The organism is Streptomyces sp. NPDC107546 (genome assembly GCF_055639175.1).
Genome location: NZ_JBVKBA010000001.1, coordinates 399169 through 420907, shown reverse-complemented (window position 1 = coordinate 420907; position 21739 = coordinate 399169). Strand labels below are relative to the sequence as shown.

Genomic DNA, 21739 nt, shown 5'->3' with positions numbered 1-21739 from the left:
GCCATCCTCCGCTCAGTCGGTGGCTTCCCACCTTGCGGATGTCAGACTCACACCCCGCATCGTCACCTGTCAAGGTGGTGACGCGTTGCGCACAGCGCGGCTCGTCACACCTCCTCCCCGGATGCCCGCGACTTCGAGCGATCAGCGGCGCCGCAGTGACGGGTCGAGGAGCGCGGGCGGAGTGTCGTGCTTCTCGTGCGGGGCCAGGTCGGTGCCGGGGGCGACGATCCCGTCGATCGCGTCGAGCACGTCGGCGGAGAGCACGGTGTCCGCGGCGGCGAGCTGCGCGTGCAGGTGTTCCGGCGTGCGGGGGCCGACGAGCGCACTGGTCACGGCGGGGTGCGCGGTCACAAAGCCGAGTGCGAGCTGGATCATCGTCAGTCCGGCCTCGTCGGCGACCTCGGCCAGCCGCTCTACGGCGTCGAGCCTGGCACGGTTGGCGGGGAGAGCGGTGTCGAAGCGTTCCGGCATGAACGCCGAGCGGTGGGTGGCGACGTCCCGGCCCGCGCGGACCGCACCCGACAGCCAGCCCGAGGCCAGCGGGCTCCACACGAGCACGCCGAGCCCGTACTCCTCGGTCACGGGCAGGACGTGGCTCTCGATGCCGCGCTGCAGGATCGAGTAGCTGGGCTGCTCGGTGACGTAACGGCTCAGGCGGTTCTCCCGGGCGGCCCACTGCGCCTGCACGATGCGGTACGCGGGGAAGGTGGAGGAGCCGAAGTACCGGATCTTTCCCGCGCGTTGCAGATCGGTCAGGGCCGACAGCGTCTCCTCGTCGCTGGTGCTCGGGTCCCACCGGTGGATCTGGTAGAGGTCGACATGGTCGACACCGAGGCGGCGCAGACTGTCGTCCAGCGCGGTGACCAGCCAGCGGCGCGAACTGCCCCGGTGGTTGCGCTCGTCACCCATGGGCATGGTGGCCTTCGTGGCCAGCACGATGTCGTCGCGGCGGCCGGCGACGGCCTTGCCGACCATCTCCTCCGACTCGCCGTCGCCGTACATGTCGGCGGTGTCGATGACGTTGATCCCGGCCTCGAGGGCGGCGTCGACGATGGCAGTGGCATCGTCCTGGGTGGTGCGCCCGATCCGGCCGAAGTTCATCGCGCCCAGCGCGAGGGAGCTGACCTGCACTCCGGTACGGCCCAAGGTGCGGTACTGCATGACTGTGGTCCTCCGTCGAGGGTGGTGCAGGGCGAGAGGGCATGACTTGGTGCCGGGTCCCCGCTCTGACATGATGAGTAAACGGAACCTCGTTCCGGAACGATACGGAACAGCGTTCCGCTTTTGCAAGGGCGGCTGGGAAGGAGCGGCGCGGTGAGCGACAGCGACGAGGGCGCGGGGCGGGCGGCCCCGTCCAAGCGGAAGGACGCCCGGCGCAACAAGGAGGCACTGCTCGAGGCGGCCGCCGCCGTATTCGTCCGGTCGGGCGTGGACGCGCCGGTACGCGACATCGCGGCCGAGGCCGGGGTCGGGCTCGGCACCATCTACCGCCACTTCCCGACCCGGGCGGACCTCATCATCGCCGTCTACCGGCACCAGGTCGACGCCTGCGCCGACGCGGGCCCGGCCCTGCTGGCGAGCAGCGCAACCCCGTACGCGGCACTGAGGGAATGGATCACCCTCTTCGTCGACTTCCTGGTCACCAAGCACGGACTGGCCGCCGTACTGCAGTCCGACAACGCCGGCTTCGACACGCTGCACGCCTACTTCCTCGACCGCCTCGTGCCCGTCTGCACCGAACTGCTCCAAGCGGCGGCGGCCGCGGGCGAGATCGACTCCGACATCGAGGCCTACGAACTCATGCGCGGCGTCGGCAACCTCTGCGTCGGCGCGGACAACGACCCCCGCTACGACGCCCGCCGACTGGTCGAACTCCTCATCGAAGGACTACGCCGGCCGCACCGAGCCCTGGCCTCCTAGGGCCTGATCTCGAAGCCGCCACGCCCGTCGAAGCGCACCTCCCGGACCGCGTCGAAACCGTCCGCCTGGGACGGCTTGCGCAACCGCTTCAGGGTGGCGAACACGCCGACGTCCGGGACGCGCGCGCGGTCCTCGCGAGCAGCGTTGCGGTGGAGCGAGCCCGTGAGGTCCGGCGGGAACCAGTACGCCGTGACCGTCGCGCCGTGGGCGTGGCCCGCTTCCACCAACGGGCCCCACTCCTGCGGTGAGGGGTTGGTGTTGTCCACCGCCACCGGCCGACCCGCAGCGAGGGCCTCCTGCACCTGCCGCATCTGCCGCTGCTGCTTGTTGCGGGCGCGCCGGGGGAACAGGTCCTTGCTGACCAGCACATACCGAGCGGACAGGTGCTGCGTGCAGAAGGTGGACTTCCCCGACGCCTGCAGCCCGACCAGCACGGCCATGTCCAGTCCTGTCCCCATGGGAGCCACGATGACACGAGGCCGGCGGACGGGTGAAACCCCGTGCGGCTCGGCGTTCCCGCGGACCGGGCGCACGATGGGGAGTGCGGAGGATTCGTATCCACTGCAGAGCGCGTGACGAGAGCGGCGCGCACCCGGCGGCCGCCCGGGCGGGATCGCGGCCGACGGGCCGTGCGCCGGGAAGGTGAGGCGTTCGATGAAGGAGACACTGTCTCTCGGGCGCATCGCCGGCGTGCGCGTCGGACTGCACTGGAGTGTGCTGGTCATCATCGCGCTGGTCGCCGTCGCCCTGGCCCGCGGGCGCCTGCCCGCGGCCCACCCCGGTCACCCGGCCTGGGCCTACTGGGTGGCGGCGCTGGTGACCTCGCTGGTGTTCCTGACGTCGCTGCTCGCACACGAACTCGCCCACGCGGTCGTCGCACGCCGCAACGGCGTCCAGGTCGACGGCATCACACTGTGGATGCTGGGCGGTGCCGCCCGGCTGCGCACCGAGGCGCCGACGCCCGGTGTGGAGCTGCGCATCGCCGTGGTGGGGCCGCTGACCAGTCTGGTCGCGGGCGGGGTGTGCGTCGGCCTCGCGGTGGGTCTCGACGCGCTGCACACCTCGGGTCTCGTGGTGGAGGCCGTCGCCTGGCTCGCCGCCATCAACATCGTGCTGGCCGTGTTCAACGCCCTGCCGGCCGCCCCGCTGGACGGCGGACGGCTGCTGCGGTCGTTCCTGTGGCACCGCACCGGTGACCGGGTGCGGGCGACCCGGGGCGCCTCGGCCGCGGGCCGCGCTCTGGGCTGGTTGCTCGTGGCCGGCGGGTTCGCGGCGGTGCTCTTCGCGGGCAACCTGTCGGGGCTGTGGTCGGCGTTGATCGGCTGGTTCCTGATCAGCGCGGCGACCGCGGAGGCCCGCCAGGCGGAGCTGCGCAGCGCCCTGCACGGCATCCCGGTGAGCCGGGTGATGACCTGGGACCCGGTCACCGTGCCCACCGCGACGACCATCGACCGGTTCCTCGCGGACACGCCCTTCGACCGGTTCCGTCACTCCGCCTTCCCGGCTCTGGCGCCCGACGGCGGCGTGGCGGGGCTGGTCACCGCCGGCGCCGTCCGCGACGTCCCGCCGCAGGCCCGGCCGACCACCACGATCGGCGAGGTGATGCGCCCGCTCTCGGACATCGAGACGGCCGCACCCGGCGACATGGTCGTGGATCTGCTGCCCCGCCTCCAGGAGAGCCGGGAACGCAGGGCACTCGTGCTCGACGACGGGCGCCTGGTCGGCATCGTCACGCTCGCCGACATCAGCCGTGTCGTGACCTGGCTGACCGGCACGCCCCGCCGGCAGGGTTGAGCCATCCGCGCAACGGCGCCCGCGGTCGCCCTCACCTCAGCCGGCTGCCTCTCTCACCCCCCGGCCCCTCCCCTCCACCGCTGTCACGGCCATGGCCAGCGGGCCGGGAGCCAGGAACGCCAGGGGCAGCAGCATCCACGCGCACAGCGCCGCCGTCGCCAGGGCGAGCAGGGTCAGGGCGCTGCCCGCCGCGTCCCGGGCGGCGGTGCGCGCCGCCGTGCGCAGTGCCGTCGGCCAGTCGTTCAGTGACTCGGGGCGGGCACAGGCCCTCAGGCCCACCACCGCGGCGCACGCTCCGATCGCCGCGGCCAGGGCCGTGAACGCCGGCGCCCCCGGCAGGCCCACGCCCGCCAGGGCCAGGTCCGCCGCCAGCAGCAGAACGCCCGCGAAGGCCACCGCCCCGGCCGCCAGGTCCCCGGCCCGCAGACGGCCGCGCAGCACCCTCAGGTACCGCCCCGCCGTGACCGGCCGGTCCTCCCGTGCCCCGCGCAGCACCGCGCACGCCGTCGACAGGGCCGCGGGCGCGGTCAGCAGCGGCAGGGCCGCGACCGCCGTCGCCAGTCCCACGCTCAGCACGTCCGCGAACAGCGTCATCCGCGGGCCGAAGACCTCCCCGGGCTCCCGGGTCGTACGCCCGCTCATCCCTTGAGCCCCGAGCTCGCCATGCCCTCCACCAGGAACCGCTGGAAGGCGAGGAAGAACAGCACGATCGGCAGCAGCGCGATCACCGACATCGCGAACATGGGCCCGAACGCCGAGGTGCTGGAGGCGTCCACGAACGACCTGAGCGCGAGCGTGAGGGTGAACTTCTCGGGCGAGAACAGGTAGATCAGCTGGGTGAAGAAGTCGTTCCACGTCCAGATGAAGGTGAAGATCGCGGTGGTGATCAGGGCGGGGCGGGTCAGCGGCAGGATGACCAGGAAGAAGGAACGAAACGGCCCGCAGCCGTCGATCCGGGCCGCCTCCTCCAGATTGCGCGGCAGCCCCCGCATGAACTGCACGATGAGGAAGACGAAGAACGCCTCCGTGGCCAGGAACTTGGGCAGGATCAACGGCCAGTACGTGTTCACCATGCCGAGCTTGTTGAAGATGATGTACTGCGGGATCAGCACGGCGTGGTGCGGCAACATGATCGTGGCGATCATGAAGGCGAACAGCGGCCCGCGGAAGCGGAACCGCAGCCGGGCGAAGGCGTACGCGGCCAGGGAGCAGGAGATGACGTTGCCGAGGACCGCGCCGCCCGCGATCAGCAGGGAGTTGCCGAGCAGCCGCCAGACGGAGACGTCGTTCACCCCGTCGAACGCCGTCTTGTAGTTCGACCACTCGAAGTGGCTGGGCAGCAGGTTCAGGCTGGCGATGACCTCGTTCGCGGGCTTCAGCGAGGTCGCGAGCAGCCATGCCAGCGGGTAGAGCATCACCAGCAGCGCGGCCAGGCAGCCGGCGTGGAGGGCCACCCGGCGCGAGGCCACCGGCTTGCGCAGGGCGGAGGCGGTCGAACTCATCGGGCTCCCCCATCGGTGTCAGAGGCGTAGAAGACCCAGGACCGCGAGGTGCGGAACAGCACCGCGGTGACCGCTCCGATCACCAGCAGCAGCACCCAGGCCATCGCGGAGGCGTAGCCCATGTGGGAGGCGACGAAGCCGCGGTCGTAGAGGTAGAGCGTGTAGAACAGGGTCGAGTCGGCGGGCCCGCCCTTGCCGGCGCTGACCGCGAAGGCGGGGGTGAAGACCTGGAAGGACTGGATGGTCTGGAGCACCAGGTTGAAGAAGATCACCGGGGACAGCATCGGCACGGTGATGGACAGGAACTGCCGCCACCGGCTCGCGCCGTCGACCTCGGCGGCCTCGTACAACTCCCCCGGGATCTGCTGGAGTCCGGCGAGGAAGATGACCATCGGCGCACCGAACTGCCACACCGTCAGCAACGCCACCGCGAGCAGCGCCCAGCCGGGCCGGGTGACCCAGCCGCCGGTGCGGAGAAGGTGGTCGACCGTGCCGCCGTCGTTGAAGATCGCCCGCCAGACGAGGGCGACCGACATGGAGGCGCCGAGCAGGGAGGGCGCGTAGAAGGCGGAGCGGTAGAAGCCCTTGGCGCGGCGCATGGACTTCAGCGCCAGGGCGACGACGAGGGCGAGCCCGAGTTGCAGCGGTACGGCGATGACGACGTACGTCAGCGTGGCGAGGACCGAGCGCCAGTAGCGCGGGTCCTCGGTGAACATCTGCGTGTAGTTGCGCAGGCCCACCCAGTGCGGCGGGTTGAACAGGTCGTAGTCGGTGAAGGAGAGGTAGAGCGAGACGGCCATCGGGAGCAGGGTGAGCACGGTCGCGCCGAGCACCCACGGGGACAGGAACACCCAGGCGGCACCCTCGCGGCGGCGCTTCGGCCGGCTCGGGGTCGCAGGGCGCGTTCGTGGAACTCCGCTGGCCTGTACGTCGGTTGCCGTCATGACCTCAGCTCCGCCTTCGCCTCGGTGATGTAGTTCCTCGCCGCCTCGCGGGGCGACATCCGCTCGTACGACACCTGGTCGTAGTCGCGCTGGAAGGTGGTCTGCAGCGCGTTGTCACCGGAGGGGGGCGCCTGCGGCGGGGCCTTGAGGTCGCCTTCGAGCGAGGACTGGTAGTCGGAGATGGTCCTGTCGAAGTCCTTGAGGGTGGGGGCGAGTTTGTCGCGCAGGGACTCGTTGACGGGGATGCCGCGGGCCGCGCCGAGGACGGCACCGGCGTCGGGGTCGTTGATCAAGAAGTCGATCAGCTCGGCGGCCTCCTCGGGGTGGGGGGTGTGCGCGGAGGCGCCCATGAACATCGACGGTTTGAAGTACTGGCCCGGGGTACCGTCCTCGCCCGACGGCATGGGCGCGAGGGCGATGCCGTCCGGGACGAGGGCGAGGAAGCCGCTCGCGGGTGCGTCCCAGTTGATGTCGGACACCGCCTTGCCGCGGCCCAGCGGGGTGTTCTCCACCGACCCGTCGAGCTGGGTGGTCTGCTCGGCGGGCGAGACGGCGCCCTCGCGGCGCAGCCTGTCGGTGAAGGTCCACCAGCGGGTCAGGTCCTCGGCGGTGAAGCCGAGCCGACGGTCCTTGGTGTAGAGGGACTTGCCCTGGCCGCGCAGCCACACCTCGAAGGCGTCCTCGCTCTGCCCCGGGTCGGTGCCGCCGGGCTTGCCGGTCTTCTTCGCCAACTGCCGCATGGCCTCGGCCCACTGGCTCCATGTCCAGCGCGCGCGGGGCAGGGCGACACCGGACGCCTTCCACTCCTTGACGTCGTACACCATCGTCTCGGTGCCACGCCCCTGCGGGATCGCGTACTGCTTGCCGTTCACCCTGCCGGTGGCGAGGAGTCCGGGGTCGATCTCCCCGGTGTCCAGGGCCGCCTTCCGGGGGCCGAGGTCGAGGAGGACGCCGCCGGATGCGTACTGGTCGATCATGCGGTAGTCGAGTTGCATCACGTCGGGGGCGTCACCGCCGGCGGCCTGGGTGGCCAGCTTCTGCTTGTAGGCGTCGTAGCCGGAGAACGACGTCTGCACCCGGACGCCGGGGTGCCGTACCTCGAAGAGCGCGATGGCCTTCTCGGTTCTCGCGGCGCGGTCCGGGTTGCCCCACCAGGTGTAGCGGAGCACCACCTTTCCGCCTGAGCCGCCGTCATCGGTGCCCCCGCAGCCGGACAGCGCCGCGCACAGCGCCAGCACCACGGCCACTGGGCAGGACGCCCTCGTCCTGTTTCCGGGCATGGGTCACCCCTCTCGCCAGAAAGCGCTTACACGCTTCAAGTGACCCTAGGTATGGTCCGGATGTCACAACAAGCCCTCTGCACCGCTTCCGTGGGACGGAGCCCGAGCATGTCTTCCGACACCGAACCTCGCCGCCGCGCCGCCGTCGTGGGTCTGGGCGCCCGCGCCCGGCTCTTCACCGAGGCCCTGTCAGGGCCGTACGCGGACCGGATCGAACTGGCCGGCTTCTGCGACGTCAACGCCCACCGCATGGCCGTCCACAACGACTGGATCACCGCCGATCACCCCGGCCGCCCGCCCGTACCGGCGTACGCCGCCGAGGACTTCGAGCTGATGCTGCGCCGTGAGCGCATCGACCTGGTGGTGGTGTGCACTGTGGACCGCACGCACGACCACTACATCGTGGCCGCTCTGGAGGCGGGCTGCGACGTGGTCACCGAGAAGCCGATGACGACGGACGCCGAGCGGGCCCGCCGCATCCTGGACACCCGGCGCCGCACCGGCCGCGAGGTCCGGGTCGCCTTCAACTACCGCTACAACCCGGTGCACTCGGCGGTACGGGAGCTGCTGGCGGCCGGGGAGATCGGTGAGGTCGGCTCGGTGCACTTCGAGTGGCTGCTCGATCTGCGGCACGGCGCCGACTACTTCCGCCGCTGGCACCGGGAGAAGGCCAACTCCGGGGGACTGATGGTGCACAAGGCGACACACCACTTCGACCTGGTCAACTGGTGGCTGGACTCCCGGCCCGAGACCGTCTTCGCGCAGGGCGGTCTCTTCTTCTACGGCGACGAGGCCGGTCGGCGGCGGGGCCTGGCCCGCCCCTACCGGCGCGCGCACGGCTCCCCGGCGGCCGACGGCGACCCCTTCGCGCTGCGCCTCGCGGACTCGCCGGTGCTCGGCGCGCTGTATCTGGACGCGGAGCGGGAGGACGGCTACCACCGGGACCAGAACGTGTTCGGGCCGGGTGTGACCATCGAGGACGACATGGCGGTCCTGGTGCGGTACGCGTCCGGCGCGACCCTGACGTACCACCTCACCGCGTACGCGCCCTGGGAGGGCTACCGCATCGCCTTCAACGGCAGCGAGGGGCGGCTGGAGCTGCTGGTCGAGGAGTCCACATGGTCGCCGCGCCGGACGGGCGACGGCGCCACCGGCCCGGTGCTGCACGGAGCCGGGACCGACGCGCGGGCGGGGCGGACCGAGCTGCTGCTGCGCCGGTTCTGGGAGCGGCCACGCGAGGTGGAGGTGGCGACCGGTGAGGGCGGGCACGGCGGTGGGGACGTACGCATGCTGGCGGACCTGTTCGGCGAGCGCGCCGAGGACCCGCTGGGGCGTGCGGCGGACGCCACGGACGGGGCGCGCTCCCTGGTGACGGGGCTGGCCGCGAACCGCTCGTTCGAGACGGGACTGCCCGTACGGGCACGGGAGTTGCTGGACGTCTGAGCCGAATCCACCGACGGCCGGGCCCGGCGGTGATGGTGGTGTCCATGTCGGCCTCGATGAGGCGCGCCATGTCGGCCTGGCGGTCCTCGGGGAGCCCGAACATCTCACACATGACGCGCATGGGCAGCGCATGCGCGTACGCCGCCGTAAGTCCGCCCGGCCATCGGGGAGTTCGGCCATGCGGTGGGCGCCCAGGCCCGTACGCCGGCGGGCAGTTCGACCAATGCGACCGGGCCGCGCTCCCGCAGCAGGGTCCGGCACCGGGCGTGGCTCAGGTGAACGGGGCCACCGGCTGCGTACGATCCCCAGGTGGTCCTCTTCCGGCTCGAACGCGTCACCCCGCTCCCGGTCGAGCAGGCCTGGCTCCGGCTCACGGACTGGCCGCGCCACGCCGACAGGGTGCCGCTGACCCGCGTCACGGTGCTGACGTCCGGGCCGGCGGGCGTGGGCACGGTGTTCGTGGCCCGCTCCGGGGTCGGACCGCTGGGCTTCGACGACCCGATGGAAGTGGTCGACTGGCGGCCGCCGACCCGGTGCCGCATGGTCAAACGGGGCGGTGTCGTCACCGGCTGGGCGGAGATCGAGGTGCGTCCGCACGGCGACACGGGCTCGCGCGTGATGTGGCGGGAGGAACTGTCCGTGCGGCTGCTGCCGGGGCTCTTCGACCGGCCGCTCGGATGGCTGGCCCGACGGATGTTCGGGCGCGTGATGGACGGACTGCTCAGGCCGGATCCGGACCCCGGTGTCGGTGGCGGCGTCTACAGTCCCCCGTCATGACCGATGCCGCGCACCTCGAGACCACCCGGGCGTCGTACGACACCGTCGCCGCGGACTACGACCGGCTGCTCAGGAACGCCTTGGACGACAGTCCCTTCGACCGGGCCATGCTGGGCGTGTTCGCCGAGCGGGTGCTGGCCGCCGGGGGCGGGCCGGTCGGAGACCTCGGGTGCGGGCCGGGCCGGGTGACGACCCATCTGCACAAGCTCGGGCTCGACGTTTTCGGGGTCGACCTGTCTCCCGGAATGGTGGCCGTGGCCCGGCGCGCGTATCCCGCGCTGCGGTTCGAGGTGGGGTCGATGACCGGCCTCGACATCGCGGACGGCACGCTCGCGGGCGCCCTCGCCTGGTACTCCACGGTGCACACGCCGCCCCGCGAACTGCCCGTGCTGTTCCGGGAGTTCCACCGGGTGCTGGCGTCCGGCGGGCTCCTCCTGATGGCCTTCAAGGTCGGCGACGAGCGCAGGCATCTGGACCGCGCGTACGGGCACGACCTGTCCCTCGACGTCTACCGCTTCCGGCCCGAGCACGTCTCCGAGCTGCTGACGGACGCCGGTTTCGAGGAGATCGCCCGGCTCGTACGCACGGCCGAGGGCTGGGAGAAGTCCCCGCAGGGCTACCTCCTCGCCCGCAAGCGCACCCAGTAGCCGAAAGAGGTGGAAGCATGCAGGACTCCTCGGTGCGGGACTTCTACGACCACTTGGCCCCCGACTACCACCTGATCTTCGCGGACTGGGACACGAGCATGGCCCACCAGTCCGAGGTGCTGGGCGGGCTGCTCCGTCGGCACCTCGGGGCGGGGCCGTACCGGGTCCTGGACTGCTCCTGCGGGATCGGGACCCAGGCGATCGGGCTCGCCCTGGCCGGGCACCGGGTCGTCGGCAGCGACCTGAGCCCCGTCGCCGCCGCACGCGCCGCCGCCGAGGCGAGCGCCCGTGGGGCGGGCCTTGCGGCGGCTGCCGCGGACATGCGTCTGCTGCCCTTCAGGTCATCGGTCTTCGACGTCGTCGTCTGCGCCGACAACTCGCTCCCCCACCTGCTCACCGCACGGGACGTCGAGGCCGCGCTCCTCGGTCTGCGACGGGTGCTCCGCGACGACGGGCTGCTGGTGATCACGGTCCGGGACTACGACGAGGCCCGCAGGGACAGACCCACGGCGACACCAGCCCGCGTCACGCAGACCCCCGACGGCCAGGTGATCACCTTTCAACTCTGGCACTGGCACGACGACGGCGAGCACTATGACCTGGAGCACTTCCAGCTGATCCCCGAGGGGAACACCTGGGACGTCCGAGTCCGCCGGACCACTTATTGGGCGCTGACCCGCGCACAGCTCACGGAGTTCGCCGCCGAAGCCGGTTTCACCGGACTCACCTGGCACACCCCGGCCCTCAGCGGGTACTACCAGCCCGTGCTCACCGCCCGGCGCGCACCCTCCGGTTGATCATCGAGACGGGCGCCGGTGCCGTGTCGTGGTGGATCGGGGTGTGGGCGCCGGTGAGGGAGACACCGCTTCCGCCCCGCCGGTTCGCGACGATCTCCGCCGCTATCGACAGGGCCGTCTCCTCCGGTGTGCGGGCGCCGAGGTCCAGGCCTATGGGGGACCTCAGGCGCGCCAGCTCCAGTTCGGTGACGCCGACCGCGCGCAGGCGCTCGTTGCGGTCCAGATGGGTGCGGCGGGAGCCCATCGCGCCGACGTAGGCGACCGGGAGGCGCAGCGCCAGTTTCAGCAGCGGTACGTCGAACTTGGCGTCGTGGGTCAGGACGCACAGGACCGTGCGGGCGTCGACCTGCGTGCGCTCCAGGTACCGGTGCGGCCACTCGACGACGATCTCGTCGGCCTCCGGGAAGCGGGTGCGGGTGGCGAAGACGGGCCGGGCGTCGCACACGGTGACCCGGTAGCCGAGGAACGTGCCGACGCGGACCAGCGCGGAGGCGAAGTCGATCGCTCCGAAGACGATCATCCGGGGCGGCGGAACAGACGATTCCACCAGAACCGCGAGCGGTGCTCCACAACGTGATCCCCGCTCCCCGATCTCCAGGGTGCCGGTGCGTCCGGCGTCGAGGAAGGCGCCCGCCTCGGCCGCCACCGTGCGGTCCAGCTCCGGGTGGGCGCCGAAGCCGCCCTCGTACGTGCCGTCGAGGTGGACGAGCAGTGCCGTGCCGAGCAGTTCCGCCGGGCCCGACACGACCCGGGCCACCGCCGCCGCCCGACCGCGCGCGGCGGCGGCCAGCGCGGCGGCGAGCACCGGGCGGGCGGGGTCGGCCGCCCGGAGCGGGGTGACCAGGACGTCGATGACGCCGCCGCAGGTCAGGCCCACGACGAAGGCGTCCTCGTCGCTGTATCCGAAGCGCTCCAGGACGGTTCCGCCGTCCTCGAGCGCCTGCCGGCACAGCTCGTACACCGCGCCCTCGACACAACCGCCGGAGACCGAGCCGATCGCCGTGCCCTCGGCGTCCACCGCGAGGGCCGCACCCGGCTGCCGGGGGGCGCTGCCGTCGACCGCCACCACGGTGGCCACGGCGAAGTCGCGGCCCTGCTCGACCCACCGGGTCAGCTCCTCGGCGATGTCCAACATCTCTCGGTCTCCTTGACAGCCGTTGCGAAGAGGGTCTCTCGGGGAGGCGGCTAGCGCACGCCCAGCCGGCTCTCGATCGGGTGGAGGGCGAAGTAGATCAGGAACACCGTCGTCAGGCCCCACATCAAGGCGCCGATCTCCCGCGCCCTGCCCTGGGCGGCCTTGATCGCCGTGTACGAGACGACACCCGCGGCGACACCGGTGGTGATGGTGTACGTGAACGGCATGAGGACCACGGTCAGGAAGACCGGGATCGCGGTGGCACGGTCGGCCCAGTCCACATGGCGGGCGTTCATCAGCATCATGGCGCCGATCACCACCAGGGCGGCGGAGGCCACCTCCTGGGGGACGATCGCCGTCAGCGGGGTGAAGAACAGGCACGCCGCGAAGAGCAGGCCGGTGACGACGGAGGCGAGGCCCGTGCGGGCGCCCTCACCCACGCCCGTCGCGGACTCGATGAACACCGTCTGGCCCGAGCCGCCCGCCACGCCGCCGATCGCACCGCCCGCGCCGTCGATGAACAGCGCCTTGGACAGGCCCGGCATCCGGCCCCTGTCGTCGGCGAGCCCGGCCTCCGTGCCGACGCCGATGATGGTGGCCATCGCGTCGAAGAAGCCGGCCAGCACGAGGGTGAAGACGATCATCCCGACCGTCATGGCGCCGACCTTGCCCCAGCCGCCGAACTCCACGTGCCCGAAGAGTGAGAAGTCGGGCATCGACACCGCACCGCCGTGCAGTTCGGGGGCGCCGCTCGCCCAGGCGTCGGCCTCGATGACGCCTGCCGCGTTCAGCACGGCCGCCACCGCCGTGCCCCCGACGATGCCGATGAGGATGGCACCGGGGACGCCCCGGGCCTGGAGCACGAAGACGAGGAGGAGGGTGCCTGCGAACAGGAGCACCGGCCAGCCGGTGAGCTGGCCCGCCGGGCCGAGGGTGACGGGGGTGGCCCTGCCCTGGTGCACGAAGCCGGACTTGTAGAAGCCGATCAGGGCGATGAACAGGCCGATGCCCATCGTGATCCCGTGCTTGAGCGCCGGCGGGATGGCGTTCATGATCATCTCTCGGAGGCCGGTGACGACCAGGAGCATGATGACGGTGCCGTAGATCACGCACATGCCCATGGCCTGCGGCCAGGTCATCTGCGGGACGACCTGGGAGGAGAGGACGCCGGAGACGGAGAGGCCGGCGGCGAGGGCGAGCGGTGCCTTGCCGATGAAGCCCATCAGCAGCGTGGTGGCCGCTGCCGCGACCGCCGTCGCGGTGATGACGGCCCTCTGTCCGAGGGTGTCCCCCGCGACGTCCTTGCCGGACAGGACGATCGGGTTGAGCAGGAGGATGTACGCCATCGCCATGAAGGTGGTGATGCCGCCGCGCACCTCGCGGGCGAGGGTGGATCCGCGGGCGGATATGTGGAAGTACCGGTCGAGCCAGGGCCTGCCGGCCGGGACCGGGGGTTCCGTGCCTGCGCCTTCGGCGGTCGGCCTTGGTTCGACGGAGGGGTGGGTCACGGTGCCGTCTCCCAAGTTTCAGAGGGGGTTGGGATGCACGACCCGGGGGACGGCCCGAGACGAACGGGGGTGTTGCGGTGATGCGGTGGTGGAACCGGGGGCCGGGGTGGCCGTGGGGTGGAACGTTGCCCGGCGGCGGGGTGCCTCCCCCAAGCTCTTCGAGCAGGGGACCCCAGCGCCCACCCGTGCCGCCATGGGGTCCCCCAGGCCGTCAAGGCACTGGGGAGGCACGGCTGCCCCCAACTGCGGCCGGGGGTTACGCCGTGCCCGTGAGGTGTTCGGGCCGTACAGGGGTCCTGTTCAGCTCCAGCCCCGTCGCGTTGCGGATCGCCGCGAGCACGGCCGGAGTCGATGACAGCGTCGGTGCCTCGCCGACCCCGCGCAGGCCGTACGGGGCGTGGTCGTCGGCCAGTTCGAGGACGTCCACCGGGATCGTCGGCGTGTCCAGGATCGTGGGGATCAGGTAGTCCGTGAACGACGGGTTCTTCACCTTCGCCGTCTTCGGGTCGACGACGATCTCCTCCATGACCGCGATGCCCAGACCCTGGGTCGTACCGCCCTGGATCTGGCCGGTCACGGAGAGCGGGTTGAGCGCCTTGCCGACGTCCTGGGCGCAGGCCAGTTCGATGACCTTGACCAGGCCCAGCTCGGTGTCGACCTCCACCACGGCGCGGTGCGCGGCGAAGGAGTACTGGACGTGGCCGTTGCCCTGGCCGGTGCGCAGGTCGAAGGGCGCGGTCGGGCGGTGCCGCCACTCGCGCTCGATCTCCACCACCTCGTCGCCGAGGACGTCCGCCAGGTCGGCGAGCACCTCTCCCCCGTCGGTGACGACCTTGCCGCCCTCCAGCAGGAGTTCCGCCGTCGCCCAAGCCGGGTGGTACGAGCCGAACTTGCGCCGGCCGAGTTCCAGGACCTTCTCGCGGACCAGCTCGCAGGCGTGCTTCACGGCGCCCCCGGTGACGTACGTCTGGCGGGACGCGGACGTCGAACCCGCCGACCCGACCTGTGTGTCCGCCGGGTTGATCGTCACCTGGGCGACGCCCAGCTCGGTGCGGGCGATCTGCGCGTGGACGGTGACGCCGCCCTGGCCGACCTCCGCCATCGCCGTGTGCACGGTGGCGACGGGCTCACCCGCGACGACCTCCATGCGGACCCTGGCGGTGGAGTAGTCGTCGAAGCCCTCGGAGAAGCCGACGTTCTTGATGCCGACCGCGTAGCCCACACCGCGTACGACGCCTTCGCCGTGCGTGGTGTTGGACAGGCCGCCGGGCAGTTGCCGTACGTCCACGCCCTCGGAGCTCTCCCACTGGCGCTCCGGTGGCAGGGGCATCGCCTTGACGCGGCGCAGGAGTTCGGCGACCGGCGCCGGGGAGTCGACCACCTGACCGGTGGGCATGACCGCGCCCTGGGACATCGCGTTGCGCTGCCGGAACTCCACCGGGTCCATGCCGAGCCTCTTGGCGAGCTTGTCCATCTGCGCTTCGTAGGCGAAGCACGCCTGGACCGCGCCGAAGCCGCGCATGGCGCCACAGGGCGGGTTGTTGGTGTAGAGGGCGATGGCCTCGACGTCGACGTCGTCGACGACGTAGGGGCCCACGCCGAGCGAGGAGGCGTTGCCCACCACCGCCGGGGACGAGGAGGCGTAGGCGCCGCCGTCGAGGACGATCCGGCACTTCACATGGGTGAGCCTGCCGTCCTTCGTCGCGCCGTGCTCGTAGTACAGCTTCGCCGGGTGGCGGTGGACGTGCCCGAAGAAGGACTCGAACCGGTTGTAGACGATCTTGACGGGCTTTCCGGTGCGCAGTGCGAGCAGACAGGCGTGGATCTGCATCGACAGGTCCTCACGACCGCCGAATGCGCCGCCGACACCGGCCAGGGTCATCCGGACCTTGTCCTCCGGCAGGCCGAGCACGGGTGCGATCTGGCGGAGGTCGGCGTGCAGCCACTGGGTGGCGATGTACAGGTCGACGCCGCCGTCCTCGGCGGGGACGGCGAGACCGGACTCCGGGCCGAGGAAGGCCTGGTCCTGCATGCCGAAGTGGTACTCGCCCGTCACGATGACGTCGGCCTGCTCACGCGCCTTCGCCACGTCGCCGCGGACGATCGGCTGGCGGTGGACGACGTTCGGGTGCGGGACGTGGGCCGCGTGGTGGTCCGTGCGGTTCTCGTGCACGAGGATCGCGTCCGGGGCCGTCGCGGACGCCTCGTCCGTGATGACCGGAAGTTCGCGGTAGTCGACCTTGATCTTCGCGGCGGCGCGGCGTGCGGTCTCCGGGTGGTCGGCGGCGACGATCGCGACGGGCTCTCCGTGGTGGCGCACCTTGCCGTGGGCGAGGACCGGGGTGTCCTGGATCTCCAGACCGTAGTTCCTCACGTCGGTCGGCAGGTCGTCGTAGGTCATGACGGCGTGGACGCCGGGTGTGGCCAGGGCCTCGCCGGTGTCGATGGACACGATCTCGGCGTGAGCGACCGTGGAGCGCAGGATGTGGCCCCAGAGCATGTCCTCGTGCCACATGTCGGACGAGTACGCGAACTCGCCGGTGACCTTGAGCGTGCCGTCCGGGCGGAGCGTGGACTCGCCGACGCCGCCCTTGGTCCGTGCGCCCTGCGTGATCTTGGTGGGAACGCCGTTGGCTGCCATGTCAGACCCCCTCGGACTGCCGGGCGGCGGCCAGGCGCACCGCGTCCATGATCTTCTCGTAGCCGGTGCAGCGGCACAGGTTGCCGGACAGGGCCTCGCGGATGTCCGCGTCGGTCGGGTTCGGGTTGCGCTCCAGCATCTCGTCGGCGGCGACCAGCAGGCCGGGCGTGCAGAAGCCGCACTGGACGGCGCCGGCGTCGATGAACGCCTGCTGGACGGGCGCGAGCCGGGCGCCCTCGCCGGTCTGCGAGTCGGTGCCCTTGGCCTGCCACCGCTTGGCCTCGTCCAGAGACGTTCCGCACGCCCCGGTCCCGCAGGACCGCTGCTCGGCGTAGTCCGCGAGCCCCTCGACCGTGACCACCTCGCGGCCCTCCACCTGCCCGGCCGCGACCAGACACGAACACACCGGCACGCCGTCCAGGCGGACCGTGCACGAGCCGCACTCGCCCTGCTCGCAGGCGTTCTTGGAGCCCGGCAGGCCCAGCCGTTCGCGCAGCACGTACAGCAGGGACTCGCCCTCCCAGACGTCGTCGGCCTCCTGCGGGCGTCCGTTGACCGTGAAGTTGACGCGCATCACGCAGCTCCCTTCGAGGTGCGGCGGGTGCCGCGGTACGACTCCCAGGTCCAGGTCAGCGTGCGGCGGGCCATGACCCCGACCGCGTGGCGGCGGTAGCTCGCGGTGCCCCGGACGTCGTCGATCGGGTTGCAGGCGGCGGCGCACAGCTGCGCGAACTCCTGGGCCGCGGAAGGGGTGATGATCTCGCCGTTGTCCCAGAAGCCGCCCTCCTCCAGAACCGCGTTCAGGAACTCCTCGGCGGCCTTGGCCCGGACGGGCGTGGGCGCGGCGGAGCCGATACCGGTGCGGACCGTGCGGGACTCGGGGTGCAGGGCCAGCCCGAAGGCGCACACCGCGATCACCATGGCGTTGCGGGTGCCGACCTTCGCGTACTGCTGGGGTCCGTCGGCCTTCTTGATGTGGACGGCGCGGATCAGCTCGTCGGGGGCGAGCGCGTTGCGCTTGACGCCGGTGTAGAAGGCGTCGATCGGGATGAGACGGGTGCCGCGGGCCGCGGACTCCGCCTCGACCTCGGCGCCCGCCGCGAGCAGGGCGGGGTGTGCGTCGCCGGCCGGGGAGGCGGTGCCGAGGTTGCCGCCGACGCCGCCGCGGTTGCGGATCTGCGGGGAGGCCACCGTGTGGGAGGCGAGGGCCAGGCCCGGAAGCTCGGCCCGCAGGTTCTCCATGATCTTGGTGTAGGGGACCGAGGCGCCGAGCCGCACGCTGTCCTCGCCGACCTCCCACTCGTAGAGATCGCCGATGCAGGTGAGGTCCATCAGATACTCGGGCCGGCGGTGGTCGAAGTTGATCTCGACCATCACATCGGTGCCACCCGCGATCGGTACGGCGCCGGGGTGCTCGGCCTTGGCGGCGAGCGCCTCGTCCCAGCTTGCGGGGCGAAGGAAGTCCATGACCGGCTCTCTTCTTCGTCTCGTGGTCGGTACGGATCGAGCCATATCCGGTGCGGCGGGCCCGGCTCGTTCAAGTGCTGTTCACGGGGAGTGCAGTCAGTACACCGCCGGGTACTCCAACGGGGTCAGTCACCGAAAACATGAAGGAGTTGGCTGGTGAGGGCGGCCATCTTGTAGATTCATATGAACGGAGGCCGTCCGTAACCTCTCCGGTTTGCCCTGGAAACACCACGCACCGGCGACGGCAACCGCGAGCACGGCTTCCGAAAAGCCCAGGCCAACGCCCTGGCCGACCGACCATGGATCTTCCGGACAAGAACGGCGGCAACGACACATGCGGCTGCGCGCACTGCTGAACACCGACGCGCTGGGGCTGCGGCTGCTCGGCGGCGAGGACGAGCTCGACCGAACCGTGCGCGGGGTGATGACCACGGACCTGAAGGACCCCAGCCGGTACCTCTCCGGCGGCGAACTGGTCCTCACGGGCCTGGCGTGGCGGCACGACCCCGCCGACTCCGAGCCCTTCGTGCGGATCCTGACGGGCGCCGGCGTGGCCGCGCTCGCCGCGGGCGAGGCGGAGCTGGGCGACATCCCGGACGACCTGATCGTGGCCTGCGCCCGGCACCGGCTGCCGCTGTTCGCCGTCCACGAGTCGGTGGCGTTCGCCACGATCACCGAGCATGTCGTACGGCAGGTCTCCGGTGAGCGGGCCGGGGACCTGGCGGCCGTGGTGGACCGGCACCGGCGGATGATGACGCCGGGCCCGGCGGGCGGCGGCCCGGACGTCGTCCTGGACCTGCTCCACTCCGACCTGGACCTGCGGGCCTGGGTGCTCTCCCCCACCGGGCTGCCGATCGCCGGGCCGACGCCGGGTCTCGCCGCGGACGTCTGCGCCAGGCTGGCGGCCGAGCATCTGGCGGCGACGCGCACCGGCCGCCGGGGACCGCACCGGGTGACGCTGGATGCGACGACGTACTCCCTCTTCCCGATCCGCGGCTGGGGGCACCGCCCAGCGGTGGCCGGGGGAGGTCGGACCGACGGCGCCTCGCGGGACGTGCGCGAGACGGTGCTGTCCGACTGGCTGCTCGCGGTCGAGGCGGACGCCGGGGACTGGGCCGAGGAGCGGCTCGACCTGCTGCACGGCGTCACCCAGCTGATCGCGGTCGAACGGGACCGGCGCGACGCGGCGCGCACCGTGCGGCGGCGGCTCGCGCGGGAGGTCCTGGAGCTGGTGCAGACGGGAGCCGCGCCCGCCGAGATCGCGGCCCGGCTGCGGGTCGCCGCGCCCGTGCTGCTGCCGGGGCTCGGGTCGGTGCCGCACTGGCAGGTGGTGGTCGCCCGGGTCGAGTGGGACGGCGGGGAGGTCGAGAGCGGGCCGGTCGCCCAGGCGCTGCTGGAGGAGATCCTCGTCGACGCTCTCCCCGGCTCTTCGAACAGGGGGTACCTCGGGTCCACCGGCCCGGAGCACTCCGACCGCATCGCGGTGGCCCACACCGGGGACGAGGCGATCGCGCTCGTGCCGCTTCCGTCCGTGCCGTCCGAGCAGGACGGTTCCGAGCCGGGCGTCCTCGCCGACGCCCTGCTTCAGGCCGTACGGGACCCGCTGTCCGCGGGCCTCGCCGACGACGGCCGGCTCACGCTGGGCGTCAGCGCCGCGGTGCACTCGGCGGAGGGACTGCGCGGCGCCCTGGAGGAGGCGCGGCACGCCCGCCGGGTCGCCGCCGCCCGCCCGGGCCGGGTGTGTGCGGCCGGCCACCAGGAGCTGGCCTCGCACGTGCTGCTGCTGCCGTTCGTCCCGGACGACGTGCGCCGCGCCTTCACGGCCCGTCTGCTGGATCCGCTGCGCGACTACGACCGCCGGCACCGCGCCGAGCTGATCCCGACCCTGGAGGCGTTCCTCGAGTGCGACGGCTCCTGGACCCGTTGCGCGACCCGGCTCCACCTGCACGTCAACACGCTGCGATACCGGGTGGGGCGTATCGAGCAGTTGACGGGCCGGGACCTCTCGCGCCTGGAGGACAAGCTCGATTTCTTCCTCGCGTTGCGCATGAGCTGAGGTCAGGGCGGTGGTGCACCGGTGGCCCCACCGGCCGCCGCTGTCCCACGACTTTGTGAAATCCTTCACCCACCCTCTTGGCCCCGCGCCGCTGTTGGTGCTGGAATGCCGCCACCACCTAAAGCTCGATGGCGTGCTCGGGAGGGCAACGTGGCGCATACCGCCATGTCTGGTACCGGAACGACCGCAGCTGACGATCCACTCCAGACCGCGGTATGGCGGCTGCGCTCGCGCGCCTGCTGGGCCGACGCGGCGGCCCTCCTCCGGCCGGAGACGGCCGAGGCGTCCCTCCAACGGGCCGCGCTGCTGGTCGAGCGGTGCCTGTACACGGAGCAGGGCTGGGAGGAGGCCGAGGACGCGCTGCGCACGGCCGAGGCGCAGGCCCACAGCGACGAGGAGCGGGGCGCGGCCGCTTGTGAACGCGGGTACTTGGCGTACTCCGCCACGCTGCTCGGGGTCCGCGACCGGGCCGACGAGGCGCGGGCCGCGCTCGGCCGGGCGGCGGCGCTGATCCCTCCGGGGACCTCGGGCAGGGCCCTGCTGGACTTCCGGCGTGGTCTGGTGGCCCAGAACCTCGCCGACGCCCCGCAGGCGGCCCGTGCGGCCTACCGGCGCGCCCACGCGGGCGCCGCCGCGCACGGCGACGCGCTGCTGCTCTCCTTCACCTGGCGGCACCTGGCGGGGCTCGCCCTTCGGGACGGCGAGGTGGCGGAGGCACGGCACGGCTTCGCCGAGTCGCTGCGGATCCGCGAGGAGCTCGGGTACCTCGTCGGTACGGCACCGGCGCTGGCGTCGCTCGCGGACGCCGAGTCCGAACCGGAGGCGTCCCGGCTGCGCGCGGAGGCGGGGCGGCTGTTCCGGCTGCTGGGGGGCGTGCCGACGTGGCTGGCGCGGCAGCTGGCGCCGGTGAAGCCGGCCACACCCTAGGAGATTGCCCGGTTCGTTGCGTTCTGTCCTCAGAAGAAGCTGAGAAATTGCTGTGCCAGGCTGGCGCGCCGACCCCTTGGCCACCCCCCTGGAGGAGCACCCCGATGACCCTCGTCAACGGCTTGCCCGCGCACGTGCTGTTCGTCCACTTCGTCGTCGTCCTCGTCCCGCTGAGCGCACTGGCGCTCGTAGTCAGCGCCCTGTGGCCCAGGGCCGCGCGGCGGCTGGGGCCGATCCTTCCCGTGCTCGCCTTCGTGACACTGGTGACCGTTCCTCTGACCTCCCACGCGGGTGAGTGGCTGGAGCGGCACGTCGACAGCGACCCCCTGGTGCGCAAGCACGCCGAGCTCGGGGACGGTCTGCTGCCGTGGGCCCTGGGGCTGTTCCTGCTGGCGACGGCCGTGTGGTGGACGGCCCGCCGGACGCCGGCGCCGCAGGGCGGCACGGCCGGGCCTCGCGGCGGCGCTGTCGTCCGGGTGGCTGCGGCCGTGCTGTCCCTGGTCGTGGCGGTCGGCGCGGTGGTCGACGTCTACCGCATAGGCGACTCCGGTGCGAAGGCGGCCTGGCACGACGCCTTCTCGAAGACCGCCACCGGTCACGGGGACTGAGATCAGCCCCTCACAGGCTCCGGACGAACGTCCACAGGGCGTCGTGGAACGCGGGGTCGCGGGCCAGGAGGACGACGGCGGCGAGGAGGACGACGGCGGCGGCGGGGGCGACGAACGCCGCCCGCCCGCCGAGGCCGCCCCGGCCCGCCCGCCGGGTCCGCCCGCCCGGCCGGTCCCGGTACCGCCGCCGCGCCCGCTGCCCTGTTTCGAACATCGCCATCGGTCACCCCCGTGGGACGGTCGCCCCCTCTCCGGCCGACACGCAGGGGAACGCCGGAGCGGTTCCCTCATCC

General features: G+C 72.0%; 21 protein-coding genes. 9 read left to right on the top strand and 12 right to left on the bottom strand.

The genetic code is table 11. The features are described 5' to 3' along the window. Positions 1–141: 141 nt before the first annotated feature. Positions 142–1161 (bottom strand): aldo/keto reductase, encoded by a 1020-nt coding sequence (locus ACZ7L1_RS01795; RefSeq protein ID WP_471433305.1) that lies wholly within the window; start codon positions 1159–1161, stop codon positions 142–144. A gap of 153 nt (positions 1162–1314) precedes the next feature. Here ACZ7L1_RS01795 and ACZ7L1_RS01790 point away from each other — a divergent pair, with 153 nt between their 5' ends. Continuing rightward, positions 1315–1920 (top strand): TetR/AcrR family transcriptional regulator, encoded by a 606-nt coding sequence (locus tag ACZ7L1_RS01790; protein WP_471433304.1) that lies wholly within the window; start codon positions 1315–1317, stop codon positions 1918–1920. On the opposite strand, the gene ACZ7L1_RS01785 is transcribed toward ACZ7L1_RS01790, so the two are convergent. Continuing rightward, positions 1917–2378, bottom strand: coding sequence for an AAA family ATPase (locus ACZ7L1_RS01785; RefSeq protein ID WP_471433303.1), 462 nt, complete (start codon positions 2376–2378; stop codon positions 1917–1919). The two genes, ACZ7L1_RS01790 and ACZ7L1_RS01785, sit on opposite strands and share 4 nt — an antisense overlap. 196 nt (positions 2379–2574) lie before the next feature. On the opposite strand from ACZ7L1_RS01785, the gene ACZ7L1_RS01780 reads away from it, so the two are divergent. Continuing rightward, positions 2575–3714, top strand: coding sequence for a site-2 protease family protein (locus ACZ7L1_RS01780; protein ID WP_471433302.1), 1140 nt, complete (start codon positions 2575–2577; stop codon positions 3712–3714). Positions 3715–3750: 36 nt separating this feature from the next. Here ACZ7L1_RS01780 and ACZ7L1_RS01775 read toward each other — a convergent pair whose 3' ends face one another. The 4 genes from ACZ7L1_RS01775 to ACZ7L1_RS01760 are packed head-to-tail and all read right to left on the bottom strand — an operon-like array spanning position 3751 to position 7440. Then, positions 3751–4356, bottom strand: coding sequence for a hypothetical protein (locus ACZ7L1_RS01775; protein ID WP_471433301.1), 606 nt, complete (start codon positions 4354–4356; stop codon positions 3751–3753). Continuing rightward, positions 4353–5216, bottom strand: a complete 864-nt coding sequence (locus ACZ7L1_RS01770) for a carbohydrate ABC transporter permease (RefSeq protein ID WP_471433300.1) — start codon at positions 5214–5216, stop codon at positions 4353–4355. The genes ACZ7L1_RS01775 and ACZ7L1_RS01770 overlap by 4 nt, the downstream gene beginning before the upstream one ends. Beyond that, positions 5213–6160, bottom strand: a complete 948-nt coding sequence (locus tag ACZ7L1_RS01765; protein WP_471433299.1) for a carbohydrate ABC transporter permease — start codon at positions 6158–6160, stop codon at positions 5213–5215. The genes ACZ7L1_RS01770 and ACZ7L1_RS01765 overlap by 4 nt, the downstream gene beginning before the upstream one ends. Next, positions 6157–7440, bottom strand: a complete 1284-nt coding sequence (locus ACZ7L1_RS01760; RefSeq protein WP_471433298.1) for an ABC transporter substrate-binding protein — start codon at positions 7438–7440, stop codon at positions 6157–6159. The genes ACZ7L1_RS01765 and ACZ7L1_RS01760 overlap by 4 nt, the downstream gene beginning before the upstream one ends. Positions 7441–7548: 108 nt before the next feature. Here ACZ7L1_RS01760 and ACZ7L1_RS01755 point away from each other — a divergent pair, with 108 nt between their 5' ends. From ACZ7L1_RS01755 to ACZ7L1_RS01740, 4 genes are all read left to right on the top strand, one after another. Next, positions 7549–8883 (top strand): Gfo/Idh/MocA family protein, encoded by a 1335-nt coding sequence (locus ACZ7L1_RS01755; RefSeq protein WP_471433296.1) that lies wholly within the window; start codon positions 7549–7551, stop codon positions 8881–8883. Positions 8884–9192: 309 nt separating this feature from the next. Next, on the top strand, positions 9193–9660 hold the full coding sequence (locus tag ACZ7L1_RS01750) for an SRPBCC family protein (protein WP_471433294.1): 468 nt from the start codon (positions 9193–9195) through the stop codon (positions 9658–9660). Next, the gene (locus ACZ7L1_RS01745) at positions 9657–10307 is read left to right on the top strand and encodes a class I SAM-dependent DNA methyltransferase (protein ID WP_471433293.1); all 651 of its coding nucleotides are present in this window, start codon (positions 9657–9659) and stop codon (positions 10305–10307) included. Before ACZ7L1_RS01750 ends, ACZ7L1_RS01745 begins: the two co-directional genes overlap by 4 nt. Positions 10308–10324: 17 nt before the next feature. Then, on the top strand, positions 10325–11104 hold the full coding sequence (locus ACZ7L1_RS01740; protein WP_471433292.1) for a class I SAM-dependent methyltransferase: 780 nt from the start codon (positions 10325–10327) through the stop codon (positions 11102–11104). On the opposite strand, the gene ACZ7L1_RS01735 is transcribed toward ACZ7L1_RS01740, so the two are convergent. From ACZ7L1_RS01735 to ACZ7L1_RS01715, 5 genes are all read right to left on the bottom strand, one after another. Beyond that, on the bottom strand, positions 11076–12239 hold the full coding sequence (locus ACZ7L1_RS01735) for an XdhC family protein (protein ID WP_471433290.1): 1164 nt from the start codon (positions 12237–12239) through the stop codon (positions 11076–11078). The genes ACZ7L1_RS01740 and ACZ7L1_RS01735 overlap by 29 nt on opposite strands. A gap of 50 nt (positions 12240–12289) precedes the next feature. Further along, positions 12290–13747: an NCS2 family permease gene (locus ACZ7L1_RS01730; protein WP_471433289.1), complete on the bottom strand. Its 1458-nt coding sequence runs from the start codon at positions 13745–13747 to the stop codon at positions 12290–12292. A gap of 256 nt (positions 13748–14003) precedes the next feature. Beyond that, entirely contained in the window at positions 14004–16388 is a 2385-nt protein-coding gene (locus tag ACZ7L1_RS01725; protein ID WP_471433287.1) for a xanthine dehydrogenase family protein molybdopterin-binding subunit, read from the bottom strand. Position 16389: 1 nt separating this feature from the next. After that, the gene (locus ACZ7L1_RS01720) at positions 16390–16962 is read right to left on the bottom strand and encodes a (2Fe-2S)-binding protein (RefSeq protein WP_471433285.1); all 573 of its coding nucleotides are present in this window, start codon (positions 16960–16962) and stop codon (positions 16390–16392) included. Next, complete coding sequence (locus ACZ7L1_RS01715; RefSeq protein WP_471433284.1) at positions 16962–17855, bottom strand: FAD binding domain-containing protein; 894 nt, start codon at positions 17853–17855, stop codon at positions 16962–16964. Before ACZ7L1_RS01715 ends, ACZ7L1_RS01720 begins: the two co-directional genes overlap by 1 nt. A 334-nt stretch (positions 17856–18189) precedes the next feature. Between ACZ7L1_RS01715 and ACZ7L1_RS01710 the strand changes: the two genes are divergently transcribed. The 3 genes from ACZ7L1_RS01710 to ACZ7L1_RS01700 all read left to right on the top strand — a co-directional run bounded on the left by ACZ7L1_RS01710 (position 18190) and on the right by ACZ7L1_RS01700 (position 21446). Further along, positions 18190–19911, top strand: a complete 1722-nt coding sequence (locus ACZ7L1_RS01710) for a PucR family transcriptional regulator (protein WP_471433282.1) — start codon at positions 18190–18192, stop codon at positions 19909–19911. 150 nt (positions 19912–20061) lie between these two features. Next, on the top strand, positions 20062–20838 hold the full coding sequence (locus ACZ7L1_RS01705; RefSeq protein WP_471433280.1) for a hypothetical protein: 777 nt from the start codon (positions 20062–20064) through the stop codon (positions 20836–20838). Between the two features lie 104 nt (positions 20839–20942). Continuing rightward, positions 20943–21446 (top strand): DUF2231 domain-containing protein, encoded by a 504-nt coding sequence (locus ACZ7L1_RS01700; RefSeq protein ID WP_471433278.1) that lies wholly within the window; start codon positions 20943–20945, stop codon positions 21444–21446. A 10-nt stretch (positions 21447–21456) separates the two neighbouring features. Here the strand turns inward: ACZ7L1_RS01700 and ACZ7L1_RS01695 are convergent, their stop codons facing one another. After that, positions 21457–21666, bottom strand: coding sequence for a hypothetical protein (locus ACZ7L1_RS01695; protein WP_471433277.1), 210 nt, complete (start codon positions 21664–21666; stop codon positions 21457–21459). Positions 21667–21739: the final 73 nt, after the last annotated feature.

Coding starts and splice junctions, on each gene's coding strand:
- ACZ7L1_RS01760 (WP_471433298.1), bottom strand. CDS start 7,440: ATGCCCGGAAACAGGACGAGGGCGTCCTGCCCAGTGGCCGTGGTGCTG.
- ACZ7L1_RS01700 (WP_471433278.1), top strand. CDS start 20,943: ATGACCCTCGTCAACGGCTTGCCCGCGCACGTGCTGTTCGTCCACTTC.
- ACZ7L1_RS01720 (WP_471433285.1), bottom strand. CDS start 16,962: ATGCGCGTCAACTTCACGGTCAACGGACGCCCGCAGGAGGCCGACGAC.
- ACZ7L1_RS01715 (WP_471433284.1), bottom strand. CDS start 17,855: ATGGACTTCCTTCGCCCCGCAAGCTGGGACGAGGCGCTCGCCGCCAAG.
- ACZ7L1_RS01795 (WP_471433305.1), bottom strand. CDS start 1,161: ATGCAGTACCGCACCTTGGGCCGTACCGGAGTGCAGGTCAGCTCCCTC.
- ACZ7L1_RS01695 (WP_471433277.1), bottom strand. CDS start 21,666: ATGGCGATGTTCGAAACAGGGCAGCGGGCGCGGCGGCGGTACCGGGAC.
- ACZ7L1_RS01765 (WP_471433299.1), bottom strand. CDS start 6,160: ATGACGGCAACCGACGTACAGGCCAGCGGAGTTCCACGAACGCGCCCT.
- ACZ7L1_RS01775 (WP_471433301.1), bottom strand. CDS start 4,356: ATGAGCGGGCGTACGACCCGGGAGCCCGGGGAGGTCTTCGGCCCGCGG.
- ACZ7L1_RS01785 (WP_471433303.1), bottom strand. CDS start 2,378: ATGGGGACAGGACTGGACATGGCCGTGCTGGTCGGGCTGCAGGCGTCG.
- ACZ7L1_RS01770 (WP_471433300.1), bottom strand. CDS start 5,216: ATGAGTTCGACCGCCTCCGCCCTGCGCAAGCCGGTGGCCTCGCGCCGG.
- ACZ7L1_RS01745 (WP_471433293.1), top strand. CDS start 9,657: ATGACCGATGCCGCGCACCTCGAGACCACCCGGGCGTCGTACGACACC.
- ACZ7L1_RS01710 (WP_471433282.1), top strand. CDS start 18,190: ATGCGGCTGCGCGCACTGCTGAACACCGACGCGCTGGGGCTGCGGCTG.
- ACZ7L1_RS01735 (WP_471433290.1), bottom strand. CDS start 12,239: ATGTTGGACATCGCCGAGGAGCTGACCCGGTGGGTCGAGCAGGGCCGC.
- ACZ7L1_RS01780 (WP_471433302.1), top strand. CDS start 2,575: ATGAAGGAGACACTGTCTCTCGGGCGCATCGCCGGCGTGCGCGTCGGA.
- ACZ7L1_RS01725 (WP_471433287.1), bottom strand. CDS start 16,388: ATGGCAGCCAACGGCGTTCCCACCAAGATCACGCAGGGCGCACGGACC.
- ACZ7L1_RS01755 (WP_471433296.1), top strand. CDS start 7,549: ATGTCTTCCGACACCGAACCTCGCCGCCGCGCCGCCGTCGTGGGTCTG.
- ACZ7L1_RS01740 (WP_471433292.1), top strand. CDS start 10,325: ATGCAGGACTCCTCGGTGCGGGACTTCTACGACCACTTGGCCCCCGAC.